Source organism: [Clostridium] innocuum, from assembly GCA_012317185.1.
Classification (GTDB): domain Bacteria; phylum Bacillota_I; class Bacilli_A; order Erysipelotrichales; family Erysipelotrichaceae; genus Clostridium_AQ; species Clostridium_AQ innocuum.
The window spans coordinates 1,652,011-1,670,990 of the sequence record CP048838.1 but is presented as its reverse complement, the minus strand read 5'-3'; the positions used below and the strand labels follow the sequence as shown (position 1 = coordinate 1,670,990).

Annotated in this window: 13 protein-coding genes and 2 pseudogenes; 1 reads left to right on the top strand and 14 read right to left on the bottom strand. The window is 42.3% G+C overall.

Annotated elements, in window-relative coordinates; all coding sequences use genetic code 11:
• Positions 1-264: 264 nt before the first annotated feature.
• The 12 genes and pseudogenes from G4D54_08035 to G4D54_07980 form a co-directional block, all read right to left on the bottom strand.
• The gene (locus G4D54_08035; GenBank protein QJA02370.1) at positions 265-909 is read right to left on the bottom strand and encodes an ABC transporter ATP-binding protein; all 645 of its coding nucleotides are present in this window, start codon (positions 907-909) and stop codon (positions 265-267) included.
• A complete protein-coding gene (locus G4D54_08030) occupies positions 906-2,987 on the bottom strand; it encodes a DUF1430 domain-containing protein (protein QJA02369.1) in 2,082 nt (693 codons plus the stop codon). The genes G4D54_08035 and G4D54_08030 overlap by 4 nt, the downstream gene beginning before the upstream one ends.
• A gap of 189 nt (positions 2,988-3,176) precedes the next feature.
• A pseudogene (locus tag G4D54_08025) lies at positions 3,177-3,675 on the bottom strand (hypothetical protein).
• The gene (locus tag G4D54_08020) at positions 3,642-4,253 is read right to left on the bottom strand and encodes an ABC transporter ATP-binding protein (protein QJA02368.1); all 612 of its coding nucleotides are present in this window, start codon (positions 4,251-4,253) and stop codon (positions 3,642-3,644) included. Before G4D54_08020 ends, G4D54_08025 begins: the two are co-directional and overlap by 34 nt.
• Complete coding sequence (locus tag G4D54_08015) at positions 4,250-5,053, bottom strand: hypothetical protein (GenBank protein QJA05175.1); 804 nt, start codon at positions 5,051-5,053, stop codon at positions 4,250-4,252. The genes G4D54_08020 and G4D54_08015 overlap by 4 nt, the downstream gene beginning before the upstream one ends.
• 15 nt (positions 5,054-5,068) lie before the next feature.
• Positions 5,069-5,578 (bottom strand): annotated as a pseudogene (locus G4D54_08010) (hypothetical protein).
• A 52-nt stretch (positions 5,579-5,630) separates the two neighbouring features.
• Positions 5,631-5,900 (bottom strand): hypothetical protein, encoded by a 270-nt coding sequence (locus G4D54_08005; GenBank protein QJA05174.1) that lies wholly within the window; start codon positions 5,898-5,900, stop codon positions 5,631-5,633.
• A 370-nt stretch (positions 5,901-6,270) separates the two neighbouring features.
• On the bottom strand, positions 6,271-7,557 hold the full coding sequence (locus G4D54_08000; protein ID QJA02367.1) for a hypothetical protein: 1,287 nt from the start codon (positions 7,555-7,557) through the stop codon (positions 6,271-6,273).
• Between the two features lie 141 nt (positions 7,558-7,698).
• A complete protein-coding gene (gene rsmB / locus G4D54_07995) occupies positions 7,699-8,946 on the bottom strand; it encodes a 16S rRNA (cytosine(967)-C(5))-methyltransferase RsmB (GenBank protein ID QJA02366.1) in 1,248 nt (415 codons plus the stop codon).
• Positions 8,943-9,722: a phosphatase PAP2 family protein gene (locus G4D54_07990; protein QJA02365.1), complete on the bottom strand. Its 780-nt coding sequence runs from the start codon at positions 9,720-9,722 to the stop codon at positions 8,943-8,945. The genes rsmB and G4D54_07990 overlap by 4 nt, the downstream gene beginning before the upstream one ends.
• Positions 9,723-9,732: 10 nt before the next feature.
• A complete protein-coding gene (gene priA, locus G4D54_07985; GenBank protein ID QJA02364.1) occupies positions 9,733-11,901 on the bottom strand; it encodes a primosomal protein N' in 2,169 nt (722 codons plus the stop codon).
• A gap of 390 nt (positions 11,902-12,291) precedes the next feature.
• Positions 12,292-12,636, bottom strand: a complete 345-nt coding sequence (locus tag G4D54_07980; GenBank protein ID QJA02363.1) for a hypothetical protein — start codon at positions 12,634-12,636, stop codon at positions 12,292-12,294.
• A gap of 114 nt (positions 12,637-12,750) precedes the next feature.
• On the opposite strand from G4D54_07980, the gene G4D54_07975 reads away from it, so the two are divergent.
• Positions 12,751-13,404, top strand: a complete 654-nt coding sequence (locus tag G4D54_07975) for a Crp/Fnr family transcriptional regulator (GenBank protein ID QJA02362.1) — start codon at positions 12,751-12,753, stop codon at positions 13,402-13,404.
• 419 nt (positions 13,405-13,823) lie between these two features.
• Here G4D54_07975 and G4D54_07970 read toward each other — a convergent pair whose 3' ends face one another.
• Positions 13,824-17,132 (bottom strand): EAL domain-containing protein, encoded by a 3,309-nt coding sequence (locus G4D54_07970; protein ID QJA02361.1) that lies wholly within the window; start codon positions 17,130-17,132, stop codon positions 13,824-13,826.
• Between the two features lie 445 nt (positions 17,133-17,577).
• Positions 17,578-18,957, bottom strand: a complete 1,380-nt coding sequence (locus G4D54_07965) for an MATE family efflux transporter (protein ID QJA02360.1) — start codon at positions 18,955-18,957, stop codon at positions 17,578-17,580.
• Positions 18,958-18,980 lie beyond the last annotated feature (23 nt).

Below are 18,980 nucleotides of genomic sequence, written 5' to 3'. Positions count from 1 at the left end.
CTGTTTCCGTAAACAGAAATGACAGATTTCTTACCTCTTCTTTTACCATAAAATCCCTCCATTTGTTATGTACAGTATATCGTATTTTTATTGCTGCATATATACTTTTTCATGAAATTTGAAGATTTTATCATAGCCAATGCATTTATCTGTGTTTCGGAAAATAAATTCTCACACACGATAAGCATCTCTTTTCACCATAACAATAGAATATACGAAAACTGGAGGCATATTCCGATTTTCAAAATCACTGCCTCCAGCTTTTTATATGTGTTTTTCCAATAAAATGACCTCATCACAACGCTTCGCAAGCACAGGATCATGCGTAACCATAACAACCGTCTTTCCTTTCTGATTCAAATCACGCAAAATCGAAAATACTATATCCCGATTTTCCTCATCCAGATTTCCCGTCGGCTCATCCGCAAGGATCAGTTCACAGGGCTTTACCATCAGCTTTGCCAGCGCTACACGCTGCTGCTCTCCACCAGACAGCTGACAGATTTTCTGTTGTTCGATACCGTACAGTCCCACCTTTTCCAGCGCTTGCGCAATGCATTTCTTTTTCTCTTCCTTACCGGTCTTCACATATTCCATGGCACTCAGCATATTCCACAAAACCGTATCATTATCCGACAATCCGTAATTTTGAAACAGGAAGCCGATTGTGTAGCGGAGCTTTTTCACCGCTCTGCTGCTGTTTGCGCGAACCTCCATTTCATCATACTGCACACTTCCCCTGCTCGGACGCTCCAGCAAGCCGATAATATTGAGAAGCGTTGTCTTTCCACAGCCGCTTGGACCGCATATCGCAATCATTTTTCCTATGGGCAATGATAGGGTGACATCATGTAGAACCGTATGTTTTCCGTATGTGTGTGTAATATTCTTTAACGTGATCGACTTCATCCGATATGCACCTCCCTGCTTTGATTTCGTACACCCTTATCTTTTACATAGACAAACAGCATCGACGCAATCAGACTGATCATCAGAAATACACCTGTGATTTTCCATTCCTCCTGTTGATGAAACAATGCGATTACAAACACAAAGGGTGCTGACAGCTCAGTAAACAACCGTAGATATACCCTGAAAAAGGAGGTTCCCTGTACCCGTCTGACAAAAATACGCTGTCGAAAGGAAAGCAGATACAAATGTGTATACTCTGCCATAACCAGCAGAATCAGCAATGCGGAGGGAACAAATACCATTCCCTGAAGAAGCAGCTCCTTCGCCAGTGTCTGCATGCGCTGCTGCAAACGCTCGCGACTGTTGACAAGCTCCAGATGCTCCCCGTTATGAACTGAGGTCAAAGTGCTCAGCTTATCCATATCCATATATACATAATTTGTTACCTTTTTCCCCAGACGAAAGGCATCATCACTATATACAACATAAAACATCGGGGAAGCTGTATCCAGCATACTGTCCAGCAAAGAAAAATCCACAGCATCCACCTGCTCATCCTGAATATACAGCCTCTCAATCCGATTGCCGTATGTTTCAAGATAGCTGATATCCACAGTAGTAAGCGATTCAGGAAGCAGGATATACACCGTATCCTTTTTGTCCGTTAATTCAATAAGGCTGCCATCCCGTTTTCTAAGAGGAAAGCGCTTTGTATAATTCAGATTCACTTCCGCATACGGCTGCAGCTCCTCTCCTTTTGGGATAACATCCTTTCGATAATAGATACCTCCTTCTCTATTTATCTTTTCGTATTCCTGCAGGTATATCCGATACATTTCATTCTTAATTGGCTTTTTGTTTCTGTAATCTTCCTCTATGGATTGCTCATCATAGCCGTCAAAGCGAAATCCGTCCTGATAATCAAATGCATACACATAGGAATCCAGCATATCCCGTTGGCGCAATAGTGCTTGAAAGGTAGGCAGATTCAATTGCATTTGTTTCCATGCAGTTATGCAAAGCGGCATCAGGACAAGAAGGGCGAGAATACCATATAGATAGTTCAGATTCATAAACCGTCTGGTGAAGCTTCTATTTTTTATAAATGCATAGACAGGACAGCGTAGAATCAACAAAACCGTACCTGCAAATACAAGAAACATACCGATTGAAAATCCAATCCAGAAGAAAGAAAGCAAAAGGATTGCCTCATAGGTCTGTCTGGCGGCAAAGCCTATCATACAGATATAAGCAACAACAATACTGAGTAACGATACAGCCAGGATTTGAAAAAACAGCTTCTGATACAGTAACCTTCCAATGCGCAGCCCAGACATTCCCATACTTTTCAATATGCCGATGGTTTTTAATTTCTGATTCACCAGCATGATGAGAAGCAGCCCCAGCAATAGGAATGTTATGATTCCCATCGGAATTATGTTCTCTTTCAGATAGGATGAAAGCGTAAATGCATGTCGTTCAAAAGCTCCCATATCCTGTATTGCACCCGGATACTGCTGAGAGATATCGGTAAGAAAGGCATCTTTATCTGTATCCTGATTAAAATACAGGATATAATCTCCTGCGAGATTTTGAAATCTCTGATTCAGATTTTGAAATGGCTGAATAACCAGACGAATGTCCTGATTGAATAAGCGCAGGCTGTTTTGTTTTGTATCATAGCGCAACTGATTCTCATATACAAGATCATGCTCACTAATCTTGGAAATATCCATGTATTGAAAAATATCATAGGGACTATAGAGATACCAGATATACTCAGAATCATGCTGTTCTGTTCTTATCACCGTACAATTAAATTTTTGAGATAAGGCCTCCATGGTATTTATCATTTGTTTATGATCGAATTCATTGCTTTGCGGGGTTATTTCGAAAAAAGTCGCTTCCTTTTCTCCTTCCAATCCAAAGAAGCCCTGGATATCGGAAATATCGCGTTCATAAAATGCAAACTTCACGCAATAAACAACAAGAATTTGAGAAATACAGACCAATATGCATATTATTTTTTTCATATCGTAGCAAGAAAAACGGTATATATTTGTACCGTCACTCATCTATGCTTGTCCACCTCCATGCGTATGAGAATCATAATCTAGAAACAAGCTTTAAATATTGGATATCTATATTTGTTTCTACTGTGCGATTTGTAACTTTAATTGTTGATTTGACCTTAATTCTGCCATTAACGCTATAGAAAATCCAATGCTTACGGATTAAAGTCCTTCCCTTTGACTTCTTATATTCTATATACAAAAATAATAGAAAGCATATCGCGTCATAATTAACAAATTGAATCATCAGCTGTTTTTCTTGTGAAAGTCGCTGAAAAAGTATCATTACAAGCGTAAAAATGAGCCATTCTCCGATTGTATATAGCATAATAACTGCGATAGATACACGAATAGCTTTGCTATTATATTGCAAAAAGATTCTAAATAAACATAAAATCATGCAAGACATACCGCTGTATTTTACATACCATGTATACATCCCATGCTTTTGAAGTCGAATTGCCATTCCATATTTCATACGAAAATAAGGGAGTAACATATCACTATAGAAAAGCATATCACAGATAAGCCATAATAACATGGCATACATGAGCTGTATTTTTGGTATACCAAACAAAATCATCATGATATCTTCAGCCTCAAGAGCAGAAAACACTATTAGCAAAATAACTTTTATATACAGGAATCTTCCTTTCTTTATAATTCCATTATCTTTCCATTTTCTACACATAGTTTTCTATCAAATTCAATTTCATCCATAACATCATGTGATGCAATGATTACGGTTTTCCCTTCCTCATGGAGTTCCTGTATTATTTCATAAAACGTTTGCTGCGCCTCTTTATCCAATCCACGCATCGGTTCATCAAGCATAATAAAATCTTGATGTTCCATGATGGCCTGAATGATTCCCACTTTCTGAAGCATCCCTACACTATACTTTTTTAAAGGTTTTTTATTGTACAGAGCAAGATTAAATCTATTAACCAGCATCTCTACTTCCTGTTTATGAAAGGGTGAAGTTAACTGATATAAAAAACGAAGATTATCAAATAATGTTTCACTTCCCATATACTCAGGATTCTCAATTAACGCACCTATTTTCACCTTTTTCATCCAATTCAATGTACCAGTGTCCGGTTCTAGTAAACCGGCTATGATTTTAAATATTGTAGATTTACCACTTCCATTCTTCCCACACAAATAAAGAAGCTCACCTTCATAAACCGTCATATTGCCATCTGATAAAATGCTTTGGTGTCTAAATGATTTTGAGACATGACATATTTCCAAAATCGCCTTTTTCATAAGAAAGCCTCCTTTTTCATTTTTCTGCAGGCAATAATTAAAATACTGATTCCACCTCCAAAATACACAATGGTTCCGATAATAAAATTATAAAATCCAATAGCTTCCATTAAACTACCCGGCGCAAATAAAGCAATCGGCAATATGCAGGATGGCATAGCCATAATCTCCGAATTTTGAGCATACCATGAGAATTGTAACAGAAATGGGTGTAAGAAACTGGATATGGAAAATATACCAATAAATAACAGTAGAGGCGTAAAGAAAACATATAGATATCGATTGCGTATGACATAACAAAGAGAAAACATGAAAATAGAATATATGCATATTCCTATAACAGTCGTAATAAAATAAATGAGAAAATCCGGAATATCATATGTTCCCAGAAAATAAGATAAAAGCTCTTGTCCAGATGGAATACCGTTCGGCTGTATGAATGCAATTACATAGCTGTTGAATAAAACCACTGCATATAACAGTATCGAGAAAATTAATGTATATTTTGTGATTTGCTTAATGGAATAGAAAAACATCTGTTTTATTCCCACTCTAATCATCATTTGATGGATGTAACCACAACTTACAGCTTTATGATAATCCATCAATATTACATAAGGAAATAACAGCATCAAAAGCATTTCAAACCATATACTTCTCGGAAATGATGTTGTGAAATAAAACTGATTCAGCGGTGTCGCTTCTTGATAAGCCTCCATATAGGTTATCACCCATTGCAATATGGTAAGGATAACCAATATCGTCGCTACTCTAAAACAATATTTATTTTTAGAAAGCATCATGTTTGCCCCTTTCTATAAAAATGCGACTGGTATGAATATATAATGAAAAAAAAGATTTAAGACAACAAGCAATATTAACATTATTTTATGAATATCTTCTGTAATGCTATAGATAACAATTCCTTCCAATAGAAGGAACAGAATGAAATTTGCAAATAGAAACAGTATCACTAAAACTGTATTCTGAATATACTGAACATTAAACAAACAGAGAACAATATAGTTTGAGACAACAAACAGGCTTGCATCTGCAACTGCATTTCTCCATAATATCCTTTCAAATTTGTGCTTCATTAATCAAACAATTATGGATTTATGTATAGATTTATATATTGAATATTTTCTATATAAATAATAGATGATGATATTATTTGATATCAATGTGATGTAATGGATTCTCATAAGATAATCATCAATTGATATATCTCTTGTATATGCGTAAATATAATATACAATACTCAGCAGATAAAAAAATGCTAGCAATATATTTTTTTTTAAATATCTCGTTTTTCCCCACATCATAATTAACCTTCTCTCTCAATAAATGAGACAGAATTCCTCTGTCTCATTTATTTTACCATGGTGTAAATTGTACATCGACAGTAATATTATTTGGTTCAGCGCCCTGTGAGAAAACTCTTCCTCTGAACAAACTACCTGTTAAATAGACACCCTGATCAATATCCAGAGGTTGGAGACTACTATTTAATTTTTTTTGACCCTGTCTCGCAGCAGGATTTCCATCACTGTGACAAATTCTTCCATAAGCACCAAGCCAGGCACTGGTAACACCACTCATCTTTCCATTATTCGTAGCATTTACCTTCATTCTTGAACCTGTCATATCTGAACTTCCGCCACCAGGAATAGACAGTCTACCTTGATAATATTGAGCAGATGCTGCACCGACACCTATTGTTGTGAAAAATAACATACCTGTAAATATCAATGCGTATAATTTTTTCATAAATTTTTAAGTGCTTACTCTGGATGAAGGCTGCATTTTCCTCCTTTTTATTCCTCTATAATAATACCTCCACCTCTAGGTTGTATGCCTGGACCTGTTATTATTCCTGCATCTGAATACAGAAACGCCAGGCGGTAAAATAAGTTTTTTCACAGCTATCATTTTATTTTCCTCCTCATTTTATATAACTATTATAAATTACTCCTTAACGACATACAAGACATGAAGCTAATTATAAAAAATCTTCTTATTTTCCTTGTTTACTCATGATTCTCATCGATTTTTTCCGCACATATACATGATAATCATAGATTGCTTTATATCCTTTCCCGTTATCACACAATAACTCAAGCTCCTCCTCTAAAATTTTAAGATAGAGTTTATCATTTATTTCAAGAAATGGTAAAACCTTTTTTATTAGATATTTCTTTTGTTCTTCATTATTAACCGTTTCAAGATTATAAAAGAACACATATAATAACCAATCAACCATATCGCCCTTTGCAACATCATCCGTAATCAAGTATTGATGCGGTATTGGAAGCCTCAACATGCGATATGCATGAGAGATACAGATTTCGCAACGCACAAGTTTCCTGTCGGAAAGCTTAATAGCTTCCTCCAGATATTCAATACTATCCTCATATCTACCTGCATATAACAAAAGTGTCCCCATATTCATATAACCAGTACTTTTTTGACGCAAAGATAGTTCATCATTGGTCAATAGAAAATTTCTAATTTTCTCTATATATTTACATGCCATACTGATATCAATATAAGCTGCTATTAACTTCATATATAAATAATACAATTGAATCTTATTATTTGTTTCCTGAAACAGTTTCTCCAATTCTTTTCCAGTATCTAAAAAATTCAGTATTTTGCCCTTTCGTAAATCTGCATTCATTGCAAATAACTGATTGGATAACAGTTTCGATGCATGATACTCATATTTATTCAACACATATCCTATTTTTTCATCTTCATTATGATTCGCATATACATATAGATAATACATTGCCAATTGCTTCAAATCATTATGAAATACGGTAATAATCGCATCAAGACGATAGAATTCACTTTCAGTGATGACTTGATCCATAGCACTGAAATATGCTTTTAAAATTTCAAACAGCCATAAGATTTCTTCATAGTAGAGAACCCCTCTACAAATTTCAAGCCTTCTACATGCTTTTTCCAACACATTTATGCTTTCCTTTTCTTTTCTAAAATCCATGAGTTTACATACCTGATGCGCTGTTTTATCTATAATCTGATTCCATTCATCGTCTTCCATCACTCGTTTGTTTAGTTTTTCTGCAGCAAATTCGTATATAGCATCCCGTACCAGCATACGTTGTTTTTCCAAACCGCAGTATAGCTTTGAAGAACATACAGGAAGCTTTGTATCGCTATTTGTATAAAATGCTGACTGTTGCCAAATACCTTCCCCTGTTTCCTTCAAATTCTGATTCCTATAATAGGGTATCAATATATTTAATTTCTGTTTATATGAATCCGTTAATTTCATATAGCATCATCCCTTTCCCTAAACTAAATATAACATATAGTATATATAAAAAAAAGACAGAATTTTCTGCCTTGCTCTATTAATACTATATTTAATGCTGTTAAGCTTTCATTATTTTATTAGGCGATACCATAATTTACTTCATGAAATCCTCTGCAGCTTCGCCATATAAAATCCATCCGTATGTGCAGTATACGGAAATATCGTTCGTTCCTCTATCAGGGTGAAGTTCTCATGCTCCTTTAAAAACGCCTGCACCTGCTTTTCGTTTTCTTTTTTATTCAGCGTACAGGTGGAATATACAAGAATCCCATGTTCCTTTACATGCTCGGCACTCTTTGCAAGGATCGCCTTTTGAATCGGAATCAGCGTATCCATATCACCGCTTTGCATATGAACCTTGATATCACTTTTTCTGGCTAATACCCCATATCCGCTGCATGGCACATCGCATAATACACGATCAAACAGAATTCCTTCGACTTCCTTGAGCTCTGTCGCATCCATAACCTGCGGCTTTAAAATCGTGATACCAAGACGCGCAGCACCCTCCCTGATCAGCTCTACTCTATGCTCATGAATATCGCCGCATACAATGCTGCCATCATTCTGCATCAGCTCAGCCATATGGTTCGCCTTTGTACCCGGTGCACTGCACACATCAAGAATCTGTTCTCCTTTTTGCGGATCCACGATACGTGCAATCAGCTGACTCGCTTCATCCTGTATGGAAAGCAGTCCCTGCGCATACCATGGTGTTGCGGCCAGCGATGCATCATACAGCAAAGCATCCTCACTCAGATATCCCTTTTGAAAGGAGGAATCCTGCTTCATCAGCTCATCTCTTGTTATTTTCCATGTATTTACGCGGGCAGCGTTTGGCTTTGTTTCCATATCCGCTTCACAAATCTTTTGTGCGTTATCCCAGCCGTACTGTGCCTTCCACATCTGTACAAGCCAGGTTGGATGAGAGGTCCTGATTGCCAGAGCTTCCTCCTCTTTGCCTGTAATTTCCCGCTTTCCTCTGCGCTGTACAGCGTGCAGTACAGCATTGACAAGCTTTGCGATGTTTCCATGAATCTGCTTCTTCGTGATTTCTACAGCATCATTGATAATCGCATAGGCGGGCAGCTTGTCCATGTAAAACAGCTGATACACACTCATATCCAGTAAAACACAAACCTCATCACTGGGCAGCTTTTTCACACAATCTTCCCACTGATAGCGGCACAGCCGGTAGTTTTGCAGAGTACCGTAAACAATCTGCGTGATCAGCCCCTTATCCTGCGGCTTGGCCTGATTCAGTCCCTTGCGCAGCAGCAGATTACTGTAGGTCTTATGTAAACAGATATCCCTCAGCATCGTATAAGCGATTCCTCTTGCGTTCATAAATATCCCCTCTTCCTGAAAAATTGTCGATAATACAGATAGCAGCCATAGGTGATCAGAAAGCCCATCGCTGTATCACTCAAAAAATGAGCACCCATAATCATGCGTGTCAGCGGCATGAAAAGAATTGCCGTTCCAATCAGCAGATAACGCCAAACGGACGGTTTCTCATACGGATTCTTTTTCCATTGCAGCCAGCACATAAGGGTTGTAAAGGCTGTTGTGTGACCGCTTGGAAAGGAATTGCTGCCAATCGATCCGCATGGCTTATACCATACACAGAACTGTGCGGCATCCTGCATATCGCGATAGCGGATACGTCCCCACGCCAGCTTGAGAATCGTCGTAATCAGCACCGCACTCAGCAGTACAAGTGTATAAAACACAAAAAATGAAAGATGCTTCTGTATCCAGTTATAGGGAATACGCTGTATCACTAGCTGCACAACAGCGATTAGTCCACCGCTTCCTGCAAGCAGGAGCAGCTGTACACCACTGTTCTGCAGGGAAACCCAGTAATGTAAGGCATCCTGCAGCATATAGTAGGATGCCGCATAGCCGATTAAAAGATAAAAAGCATTTTTCTTTACACGAAACAGCATCGCCATGGCAAGCACGGTCATCATTTGTACAGGTAGTAGTAAAAAGCGTTCAAATATCATACCTGTCATTGGAAGCGTCTGGTACAGGGTATCCGTGATCTGATAATCATAAACTGCACCGAAAGCTAACAGAAGCAGTGCCGCTCCCACCGGTATCCATTCTTTTTTCTGCATAACAGCCTCCTCAATCCAGCGCGACCGGAGATACATCGATATCCAGTCTGGCCTTTTCCTTTGCGGCGAGATGTGCATCATAAACCTCTCGGACACATTGCCCCAGCAGCTCCTGCTGTTTTCCCTTCAGCAGGATGCGCATACGCATCTCATCCTTGCGCTTTGTCAGCTGTGCCGGTCCCAGAATTCGATATCCCGCATGCGCTTCCAGCAGCTTTTTTGCTCTGGCGGCAGCCTTTGCGACCTCCTCCGGTGAGGTATGGGAAAACATCATGGAGGCCAGATAGGTATACGGTGGATAGCCTGCAATATGCCGGTATTTCATTTCGTTCTGAAAAAAGGCTCGATAATCATGGTGCGCCGCACACTGTATGGCATAATGTGTTGTATCGTATGCCTGAATAATGACCTCCCCCGCCTTGGCACCGCGCCCGCTTCTTCCCACCGCCTGCTCCAGCAGATCGTAGGTCAGCTCTGCACTGCGATAATCACTGCGATTCAGCATGGCATCCCCGTTGATGATACCAACCAGTGTCACATTTTCAAAATCCAGCCCCTTCGCAATCATCTGTGTTCCCATAAGAATATCCGCCCTGTGCTCACCAAAGGCAGCCAGCAGCTCCTCGTGGGCATTTTTTTTCCCTGTCGTATCCGCATCCATGCGAATAATCCTGGCATCCGGAAATTTGATCTGCACAAGCTCCTCCAGCTTTTGCGTACCCAGCCCGAGATACCGCCAGGTATCACTGCCGCATTCGGGACAGTAATTCGGTACCGGCATCGTATATCCGCAGGTATGGCATTTCAGCTGTTTATCATCCTTGTGATAGGACATCGCCACCTCACAGTGCGGACACATTACGACATGGCCGCAGCCGATACAGCGAAGGATTGGTGTATAGCCTCTGCGATTCAGAAGCAGAAGGATCTGTTCCTTTCTTTGCAGCCGCTCATACATTGCAGCCAGCAGCTCATTGCTCAGCAGATAGCTCTCTCCCCGACCGACCGCCTTGCGCATTTCCACCAGCTTTACATCCGGAAAGCTGCCATTGATGCGGCTTGGCATTTCAATCAGCCGATAAACACCCTTAATTGCTCTGGCATAGGTTTCCAGAGAAGGCGTGGCACTTGCCAAAACGACCAGCGCATGATGATGTCTTCCTCTTTGCAAAGCGATATCGCGACAATGATAGCGTGGAGAGGAATCCTGTTTATAGCTGGTATCGTGCTCTTCATCCATGATGATGACACCCAGATTATCAAACGGCATAAAAACCGCACTGCGTGTACCGACCACGATCTGCACCTGATGCCGGCGGACAAGCTGATACTGCTCGTATTTCTCCTGTGCATTCAATCCGGAATGATAGATTGCCACATGCCTTCCAAAGCGTGCCGTTACCCGCTTTACCATCTGTGGAGTCAAAGAGATTTCCGGTACCAGAATCAGAACCTGCTTTCCCTGCTGCATGACAGACCTTGCCAGCTGCAGAAACACCTCTGTTTTCCCACTGCCGGTCGCACCATGCAGTAAAACAACCTCATGCCCGCTTACCTTCTGCAGGATATGCAGCGCCTGTTGCTGCTCCGGGTGAAGGGGCAGATCCTGCTGTGTGATTTCCTTTGACAAAAGTCGTGCCTGCGCTTCTTTTTCATATACCTGTGCCAGCCCAAGCTTTACCAGCTTTTTACCCGGTGTTTTATAAATCTGATAAAACTGTGAGCGAAGCATTTCCTTTTCTTCCTGCAGTGCCTGTAATGCGGCACGCTGCTTTACCGTCAGCCCATCCCCATCTTTCACATAACGTATCCAGGCTTCCCTCTTTGCATGTCCATGCGTTGATTTTGGTTTCAGCTTTGCCGGAAGCATGCACTGAAAGCAGCTGATCATTGGTACGATACAGGTTTTCGCCATCCATTCACCAAGAGCAAACAGCTCCTCATTCAGCAGCGGTTCCTCATCAATCACCTTGTCAATCGGACGTATGGTGAAGCCGTATCCGGCAGCCTGCTGCTCCGTGATCGTTTCCACCTGCATAACAAAGCCGATAATCGAGGTTTTCCCGAATGGCACCTGTACACGAACTCCCCGCTGTACAGAAAAGCCGTCGCAGGCATAGGTAAAGGTATGGTCCAGATGCATGATGGGATGTTCAACAAATACCTGTGCTATTTTCATATGCCGCCTCCTGTTCGAATGGTATTATTTTATCACAAACCAAAGCAGAATCCTATGCTGCATACCATATTTATATTAGGAACAATATCACACTGAAAAAAACAGATCTGCATATCCCGGATTCATACCGCGCATATGCCGCAGACAAAGGCTGAAAGAATCATATCCGTTTATCACTACCTGATGAAAGCTTCATATGGGACTAGTAGCTGATTCCATTAAATATTGAAATAACTTTCAGTTTGCAAGTATACTCTTTACTGTCCGTCATCGCTTTCTATACCTGCATCAGCATTTACTGTTTTTTTCAGTGTGCTACAAAGCGCTAGCTCATGAACCAAACATTGTAAACTTAAAAACGATCTGTCCATCACACAGACCGTTTTTCCTTCATCTTCTTTTAAACCGATAAATGCCGGTACAAAGCATTGCAAATATGGATACAACTCCAGCCAGCAGCCAGATTTCATTTCCAGTAGAATCAAAGGTATCCGCCGCTGTATGCTTTATAGCTATTTGTGATTTTTCAGGACTGCTTTTCTGTACTCCAGCAGAATCAGCGTGTTCAAGCTTCGTATGTTCTGCTTTTACCTCATCCTTTTCAAAAATAACATGAATGGTATGATTTTCACTGACAGAAGAAAATGTATAGCTATCCAGCTGTCCCATAGATTTACCGTCAACGACGACATCCTGTACATGATAACCCCTGTAAGGTTTAAAGGTATAACTCATGCACTCTCCTGCTGTTACCTTTCCTGTACATTCTGTGTATACTATACAGGAAGCATGCAAAAGGACAACGCAAATTTCTTATTTCTGCTATACTATTACTGAAAGGATGGATATATGCATAATTACCTTGAAACACTTCCCTTCTGGAAGGAGCTTACAGATGACCAAAAGCAGCTGTTATCTACCCATATCATAGAGCGCAGCTTTCAAAAGGGGGACATTCTCAATCACGGCAGTCAGGAATGCACCGGTCTGGAAATGATGGTAAAAGGACAGGCACGTATTTTCATGATGTCACCGCAGGGGAATGAAATTACGCTGTATCGTTTATTGGAACAGGATGTCTGTGTATTGTCGGCAGCCTGTATGATTCATTCTCTGACCTTCACGGTCAGCATGGAGTTTGAAACGGATGCCGTGATCCTGCTCATTCCCAAGCAGATTCTGCAGATCGTTTCATTACAAAACTGCCGGGTAAAGGATTTTACGATGGAGCTGGTTGCAGATCGCTTTTCCTCCGTGATGAACACCATGCACGATGTCATGTTTTCCAGCAACGAGCACCGACTTGCCCAGGCGCTTTTAACACAGATGCAGCTTCAGGAAGCCACTTCCCTTCAGCTCACACATGATACGCTGGCACATGAGCTGGGGACTGCCCGTGAGGTTGTATCCCGCCTCTTGAAGCAATTTCAAAGGGATGGTCTGCTTCAGCAATCAAGAGGCTGTATCACCATACTTGATGAGCAGCGGCTTTCCCGCCTATAAAGTTGTTTATAAAAAGCAGGCAGAATACCCCCGCCTCAGTGGTCGATGAACGCTTGCTCTATAACTGGCAGTAGTTCACTAAACATCATATTCTGCTGTATGGCATTTCGTTACACGCATGCAAACTGCTTCACCGACATGATGCTTTTACATCAGCTATACAAAGTCAAAAAACGGCAGAAGGTGTTCCTGTCGTTTTTTTTCAGCTGCTTGATTGTCATGCTTCCTGCGCATGTACAGATGTACAGGAAATTAGACCTTATGTAAGAATCTGCAACTGTCTCTTTCTGATATAACAGCCGTGACGGCCACTCTAAGATGCAGCCGATGGAAAAACTTGTATGGTGCAGCGGAAATCCCTTACAAACTTGAAGCGGGTAACAGCTGCTACCGCTTGCTTATCTGAGGAACTGCCGATTCTAGCGGACCTTCTCAAGCAGCTGACGGGCTTTCACGATTTCATCAATATTCATACAGGTGCTGATGATGGCAAGGCGTCCCTGTTCCTCACATATTACACGTCCTCTGTCCTGAACCCATATAAGACTGCCGTCCTTCTGCACCATACGATAGCGTGTAGTATATTCCATACCTTCTCGGAAAGTCGTGCCGAGATCAAGCTCCACCTGTGCCCTGTCTTCCTGATAAATCGTATTCTCCACCATTCCATTGATTCCCTGATAGAGATCCTGATAGCTGTCATAGCCCAGAAAATGAATCATCTCCTCATTGGCAAAGTAGAGTGGAAAGCCTTTCTCGCAAAATCCTCCAATCATACCTCCCGGAAAAGATTCTGCATACAGCTTGGCGGCATGCTCCTTGTTTCTTTTGGTCAGCTGCCGCGGTGAATCCCTCTGATCGGCAATTCCCAGCAAATGATGCAATAGGCGCTGCGATTCCAGCAATTCATCCTCCTGCCTCTTTATCTTTGTGATATCCGTTAACAGGCTGTTATAAATGCGCACACCCTCCTCTTCGCGGATATAGCGGATATGCTGTTCCACCCATACGGTTTCACCGGTTTTTGTAAACAGCCGGAATTCCACGCTGCAATCCGTTTTCCACTGCTTTGGATTCGACCAGATACGCATCACCTCATCATGGTCACGATCATCAATGTACTCCAGCATTCCGTTTTCCAGAATATCCTGCAGCTCCTGTGTCGTATAGCCGTGCAAAAGGGATAGACCTGCACTGATTACACGACAGCTGAGCCGCTCATCGGGGTACACCTGATATTCAAATATATCTCCGGGCATCGTCTGTAGGATTGCCAGCAGCTCCTTCTGCAGACTCATCGTGGTGCTCACATCGCTGACTGAGCCGTAGAACAGCTTGCGATTTCCCTGTTTATGCAGGAAAAAGGCCTGCAGATGCATCCACATAAGCTCTCCGTTCAGACGGTACCGCCGAAAGGTTCCACTTGCCCCCATGGATCCCGCTTCTTGTGCCTTATGGAAAATATCCCATACAAGCGGCATATCCTCCGGATGAATCTGACGGGTGATGAGTCTGCTGCGCTCCTGTAAATCCACAGCATTGCAGCCTGTAATACGGTAGTAGCGGTCATTTACCATCAGAATCTGTAAATGCGTATCATCCTCGATTTCATACAATGCGATTCCCCCCAGAATATTGGAAAGCATCGCTTCACTTGTAATATCCTTGTGAAATAAATCCTCCAGATCTATACTGGGCAGGCGTTTCGCCTGCATGCCGCGAACATCAATACGCCCGGCATCCGCAAGAAGCTCACAGAAGTGCTCCCGGCTCATTGGCTTATAAAAATAATAACCCTGCATATATTCACAATCGAGGTTTAACAGGCGGTCCACCTGTTCATGGGTTTCCACACCCTCTGCAATCATCCGCAGGCCAAGCCAGCGTCCCATCGAGGTTATGGACTCCAGGATACTGGAATTTCTCGTATTCTGATGATTGGATGTATCCAGAAATTTCATATCGATTTTCAGAATATCCAGTTCAATGTTTGACAGCATGTTCAAGGAGGAATAACCACTGCCAAAATCATCCATCAAAACGGTGAAGCCGCATGCCCGCAGTTCATTGACAGTGGCAATCAATTGATCGAAATTCTCAGCGTAGGCACTTTCCGTTATCTCTATTTCCAAAAGCCGGGATGGTATTTCGTATTTTTTTATTAGTGCAGTAAAGACTTCACACAGGCGGAACTGAAGCATATCCACCCTTGAAACATTCACACTGACCGGTACCACTGGCAGCTTTTTCATCAATCTGTCATGCAGGAAGCGGCAGACCTCCTCCCATACATAGGAATCCAGCTTATAAATAAAGCCGCTTGTCTCCAGAATGGGAATAAATTCTCCCGGCGGCAGCAGACCGCGCTGGGGATGCTGCCATCGCACCAGTGCCTCGGCTGCGAGTATACGATTCGTTCTGGCACTGACCTGCGGCTGATAATAGACAACGAATTCCCGGTTATCCAGTCCGTTTTTCACACCGAACAGTACCTCCTGACGGTTTTCAATCAGTTTTTTCATTGAATCCTGATACACAGCAACGCGGCTCGCATAATTGCCTTTTCTGCTGGCTGCGGCAATTGCCGCCCGATCACACATCTGAGCAATCGGAAGCGTTTTATCCTGAATCATATAAATACCTACCGTGGGAAGAAATTTGATGGAAGCATCGTAGTTCTGTATCCAGCCGATGATCTCGGGCTCCAGCTTTTTTACATCACAGGCAGCCTGCGGCAGCAGCATGACGAACTCATCGCCGCCTATGCGTGTTGCAATGCCATTTAACTCCTGCACCTTTTTACGTATCTGATAGGAGATATACATCAGCAGATGATCCCCCTCCTGTATACCATACCAGTCATTGAACAGCTTAAAATGCTCGATATCGATATCTACAAGACCATACTCCTGATGAACATCCTGCATAAGGCGTTCCTGAGCAAGTCGTTCAAAGGTCGTTTTCCCATACAGCCTGGTAAGCTCATCGTAATGAGGCTTGTAATCCTGTCCGGCTGCGGGATTTGGAAGCTCCTCTGACATCGTATCTATCAGACAGAGACAGGTATCCGTCAGTTCTTCATTGGAGGAAGCAGTGATTTGGAATTTCATCCAGCGATATGCACCATGCAGCAGGATGCGGAAGCTGCAGCTGACATGAGAATATACGGCAATGCGTTTTTTCAGGGTGTCCAGATTCCAGAAATCTTCAAAATCTGCACGGTCTTCCTTATATACATACCGTGTACACAGCTTCTGTAGCAGCTTACACAGCGAGCCGTTTTGTGAAAGCCGTGGCTGCTGCCTGAGATTCTCATAAAGCATGGTAAAGGAATCCCTTTGTATATGAAGCTCCACAATAGCATACAGCAGCCCATCAGTTTGTGCATGGATCACACTGCTGGCTTTCCCAGGAGCTGCCGCATGCATGGATATCAGGGTACACAGCCCCTCCTTCGGCCATTCCACCCGAATCGCGACATACTCCATCCAGATTTCCAGCTTTTGATTGTATAGCAGCCTGTTTTCTATCTTTTGGTGTCCTGTCTTTTTCAGCGGGCAGTCAAAACAGGGCGTTTTGCTCTCCTGCAGCATTTGATAGCAGAATGCATGCTGTTCACATCCGGGAAAGTTCTGTTTTGCGGTTTCATCCATATAAACGATTTCATAATGCTGATTGATAACAAAAACACCCTTTTCGATTTCTTCATTGTTCAGCTTTTTATCCATAGGCGTGCTCCTTTACGACAGGAAGATTATAGTACTTTCCTTTATTGTACTATTTTCCAGATAAAACCTCAATGAAGATTCCGATGTTCCCTGCTATTACAATCCATTGTTCCAGCCGGACAGAGCGCTTTTGTAACTATAATGCTATTTATACCTTTGAAGAAATGAAAGCTTACTCTTGTAAATCATAATGCTGTATTCGCACAGCCATCCCAAAAGACAAACAAAAGGTACGGATAAGACCGCATTCAGGTCAGGTTAACCGGCAGAAAGCGGATACAGCTGACATGTACACTCCTGTGCAAAAGCCATGATTGCATCCCTTATTACATGCCGGTAAATCAATTGCCACAGGCATAACCAACCATACGCAATATCAAAATACTCGAATACGGTAAGCATCCTATAGGATTCTGAATCAGATATGTGAATTTGTATCCATATCCTATTCCTTCTGCAGGGAGGTGTTTATACTATTTTGGCTTATGAAGGTATTATGAGTGACCGCATGCTTTTTCATATAGAACCAGATGACAGCAAGCATGGCAGTGGAGGACAGCGGAGATACCAGTCCGTAAACGGCAAGAACCTCCACCCTGTAATGCATCAATGCAAAGAGCAGCGGTACGCGGATCACCAATGCGCCACCACAGGAGTTCAGCATGGTAAATACGGTTTTTTCACTTCCATTCAGATATCCGTTCATACAGAACAGGATGGAAACAGCAAGATAATCCAGACTGCAGCCTCTTAAAAAGGGGATTCCTGCACGGATGACTGCTGCATCCCTGGAAAACAGAGAAATCATGGATTGCGGGGACAGCTGTGCCCATAAAAAGAACAGAGAGGAACAAAGCATGGATACGCAGATTCCATAGCGGACGAAGCCGACAGCACGCTCTTTTTTACCGGCTGCCAGATTCTGTGCAGTCAACGCTGTCAGGGCATTGGAGACGGAGGTTGCCGGAAGCATGGCAAAAATATCAAATTTACTGGCAATCCCAACGGCGGAAGCTGCATACACTCCAAAACCATTTGTGATGGCAGTCAGATACAGAAAGGAGAAGCGCACCATGCATTCCTGAAAGGAAACAGGAATACCAATGGCAATCAATTCCTTCAGCACTGCTTTATCCAGCTTCAGACAGCGTCTTGAAAAGTGAAGGGCTGAACCCTGACGTCGCATATACCATATCGCGATCAGCATGCTGATTCCCTGTGAGACAACCGTGGATATCGCCGTTCCTGCTACTCCCATATGAAGAACACCCACAGTAAACAGATCGCCTGCAATATTGCAGACACAGGCAGCAGCCACAAACAACAACGGGCTTATTGAATCCCCATAGCCGCGCAGGAGTGCACTGAAAGCATTATATTCACAGATGAAGAAAATACCGGTTATGCAGATAAAGACATACTCATAGGCCTGTGCCATAGATGCCTGCGGTACCTGCAGCAGCTGAAGAATCATCCCTGTGCTGAAGGCCAGTATCAGGCTCAGGATAATAGAGAACAGTGCAAAAAAGGTAATCGTGGTACCGATCGTCTTTTCGATTTTATCAGGCTGCTGCCTGCCTGCATATTTTGCGACAAGAATGGTAGCTCCCAGTGTCAGTCCGGAAATCACGCTTGTGATTATCTGTGTGACCTGTGTGCCGGTGGATACCGCCGCAATGCTTTCCGCCGGACAATAAGCTCCGATAATCATCAGGTCAGCCGCCCCGTACAGTGCCTGCAGCAGATTGGCAAGCAGAAACGGTATCGAAAAGCGCAGCAGTACCTGCAAAATATTTCCCTGTGTAAGTGATGCGGTGTGTTTCATAAAATCTCTCCTCATTTTTCTTG

Excerpts from the sequence above, each read along its gene's own strand:
- G4D54_08035 (QJA02370.1), bottom strand. The coding sequence starts at position 909 with ATGAAGTCGATCACGTTAAAGAATATTACACACACATACGGAAAACAT.
- G4D54_08030 (QJA02369.1), bottom strand. The coding sequence starts at position 2,987 with ATGAGTGACGGTACAAATATATACCGTTTTTCTTGCTACGATATGAAA.
- G4D54_08020 (QJA02368.1), bottom strand. The coding sequence starts at position 4,253 with ATGAAAAAGGCGATTTTGGAAATATGTCATGTCTCAAAATCATTTAGA.
- G4D54_08015 (QJA05175.1), bottom strand. The coding sequence starts at position 5,053 with ATGCTTTCTAAAAATAAATATTGTTTTAGAGTAGCGACGATATTGGTT.
- G4D54_08005 (QJA05174.1), bottom strand. The coding sequence starts at position 5,900 with ATGACAGGTTCAAGAATGAAGGTAAATGCTACGAATAATGGAAAGATG.
- G4D54_08000 (QJA02367.1), bottom strand. The coding sequence starts at position 7,557 with ATGAAATTAACGGATTCATATAAACAGAAATTAAATATATTGATACCC.
- rsmB (QJA02366.1), bottom strand. The coding sequence starts at position 8,946 with ATGAACGCAAGAGGAATCGCTTATACGATGCTGAGGGATATCTGTTTA.
- G4D54_07990 (QJA02365.1), bottom strand. The coding sequence starts at position 9,722 with ATGCAGAAAAAAGAATGGATACCGGTGGGAGCGGCACTGCTTCTGTTA.
- priA (QJA02364.1), bottom strand. The coding sequence starts at position 11,901 with ATGAAAATAGCACAGGTATTTGTTGAACATCCCATCATGCATCTGGAC.
- G4D54_07980 (QJA02363.1), bottom strand. The coding sequence starts at position 12,636 with ATGAGTTATACCTTTAAACCTTACAGGGGTTATCATGTACAGGATGTC.
- G4D54_07975 (QJA02362.1), top strand. The coding sequence starts at position 12,751 with ATGCATAATTACCTTGAAACACTTCCCTTCTGGAAGGAGCTTACAGAT.
- G4D54_07970 (QJA02361.1), bottom strand. The coding sequence starts at position 17,132 with ATGGATAAAAAGCTGAACAATGAAGAAATCGAAAAGGGTGTTTTTGTT.
- G4D54_07965 (QJA02360.1), bottom strand. The coding sequence starts at position 18,957 with ATGAAACACACCGCATCACTTACACAGGGAAATATTTTGCAGGTACTG.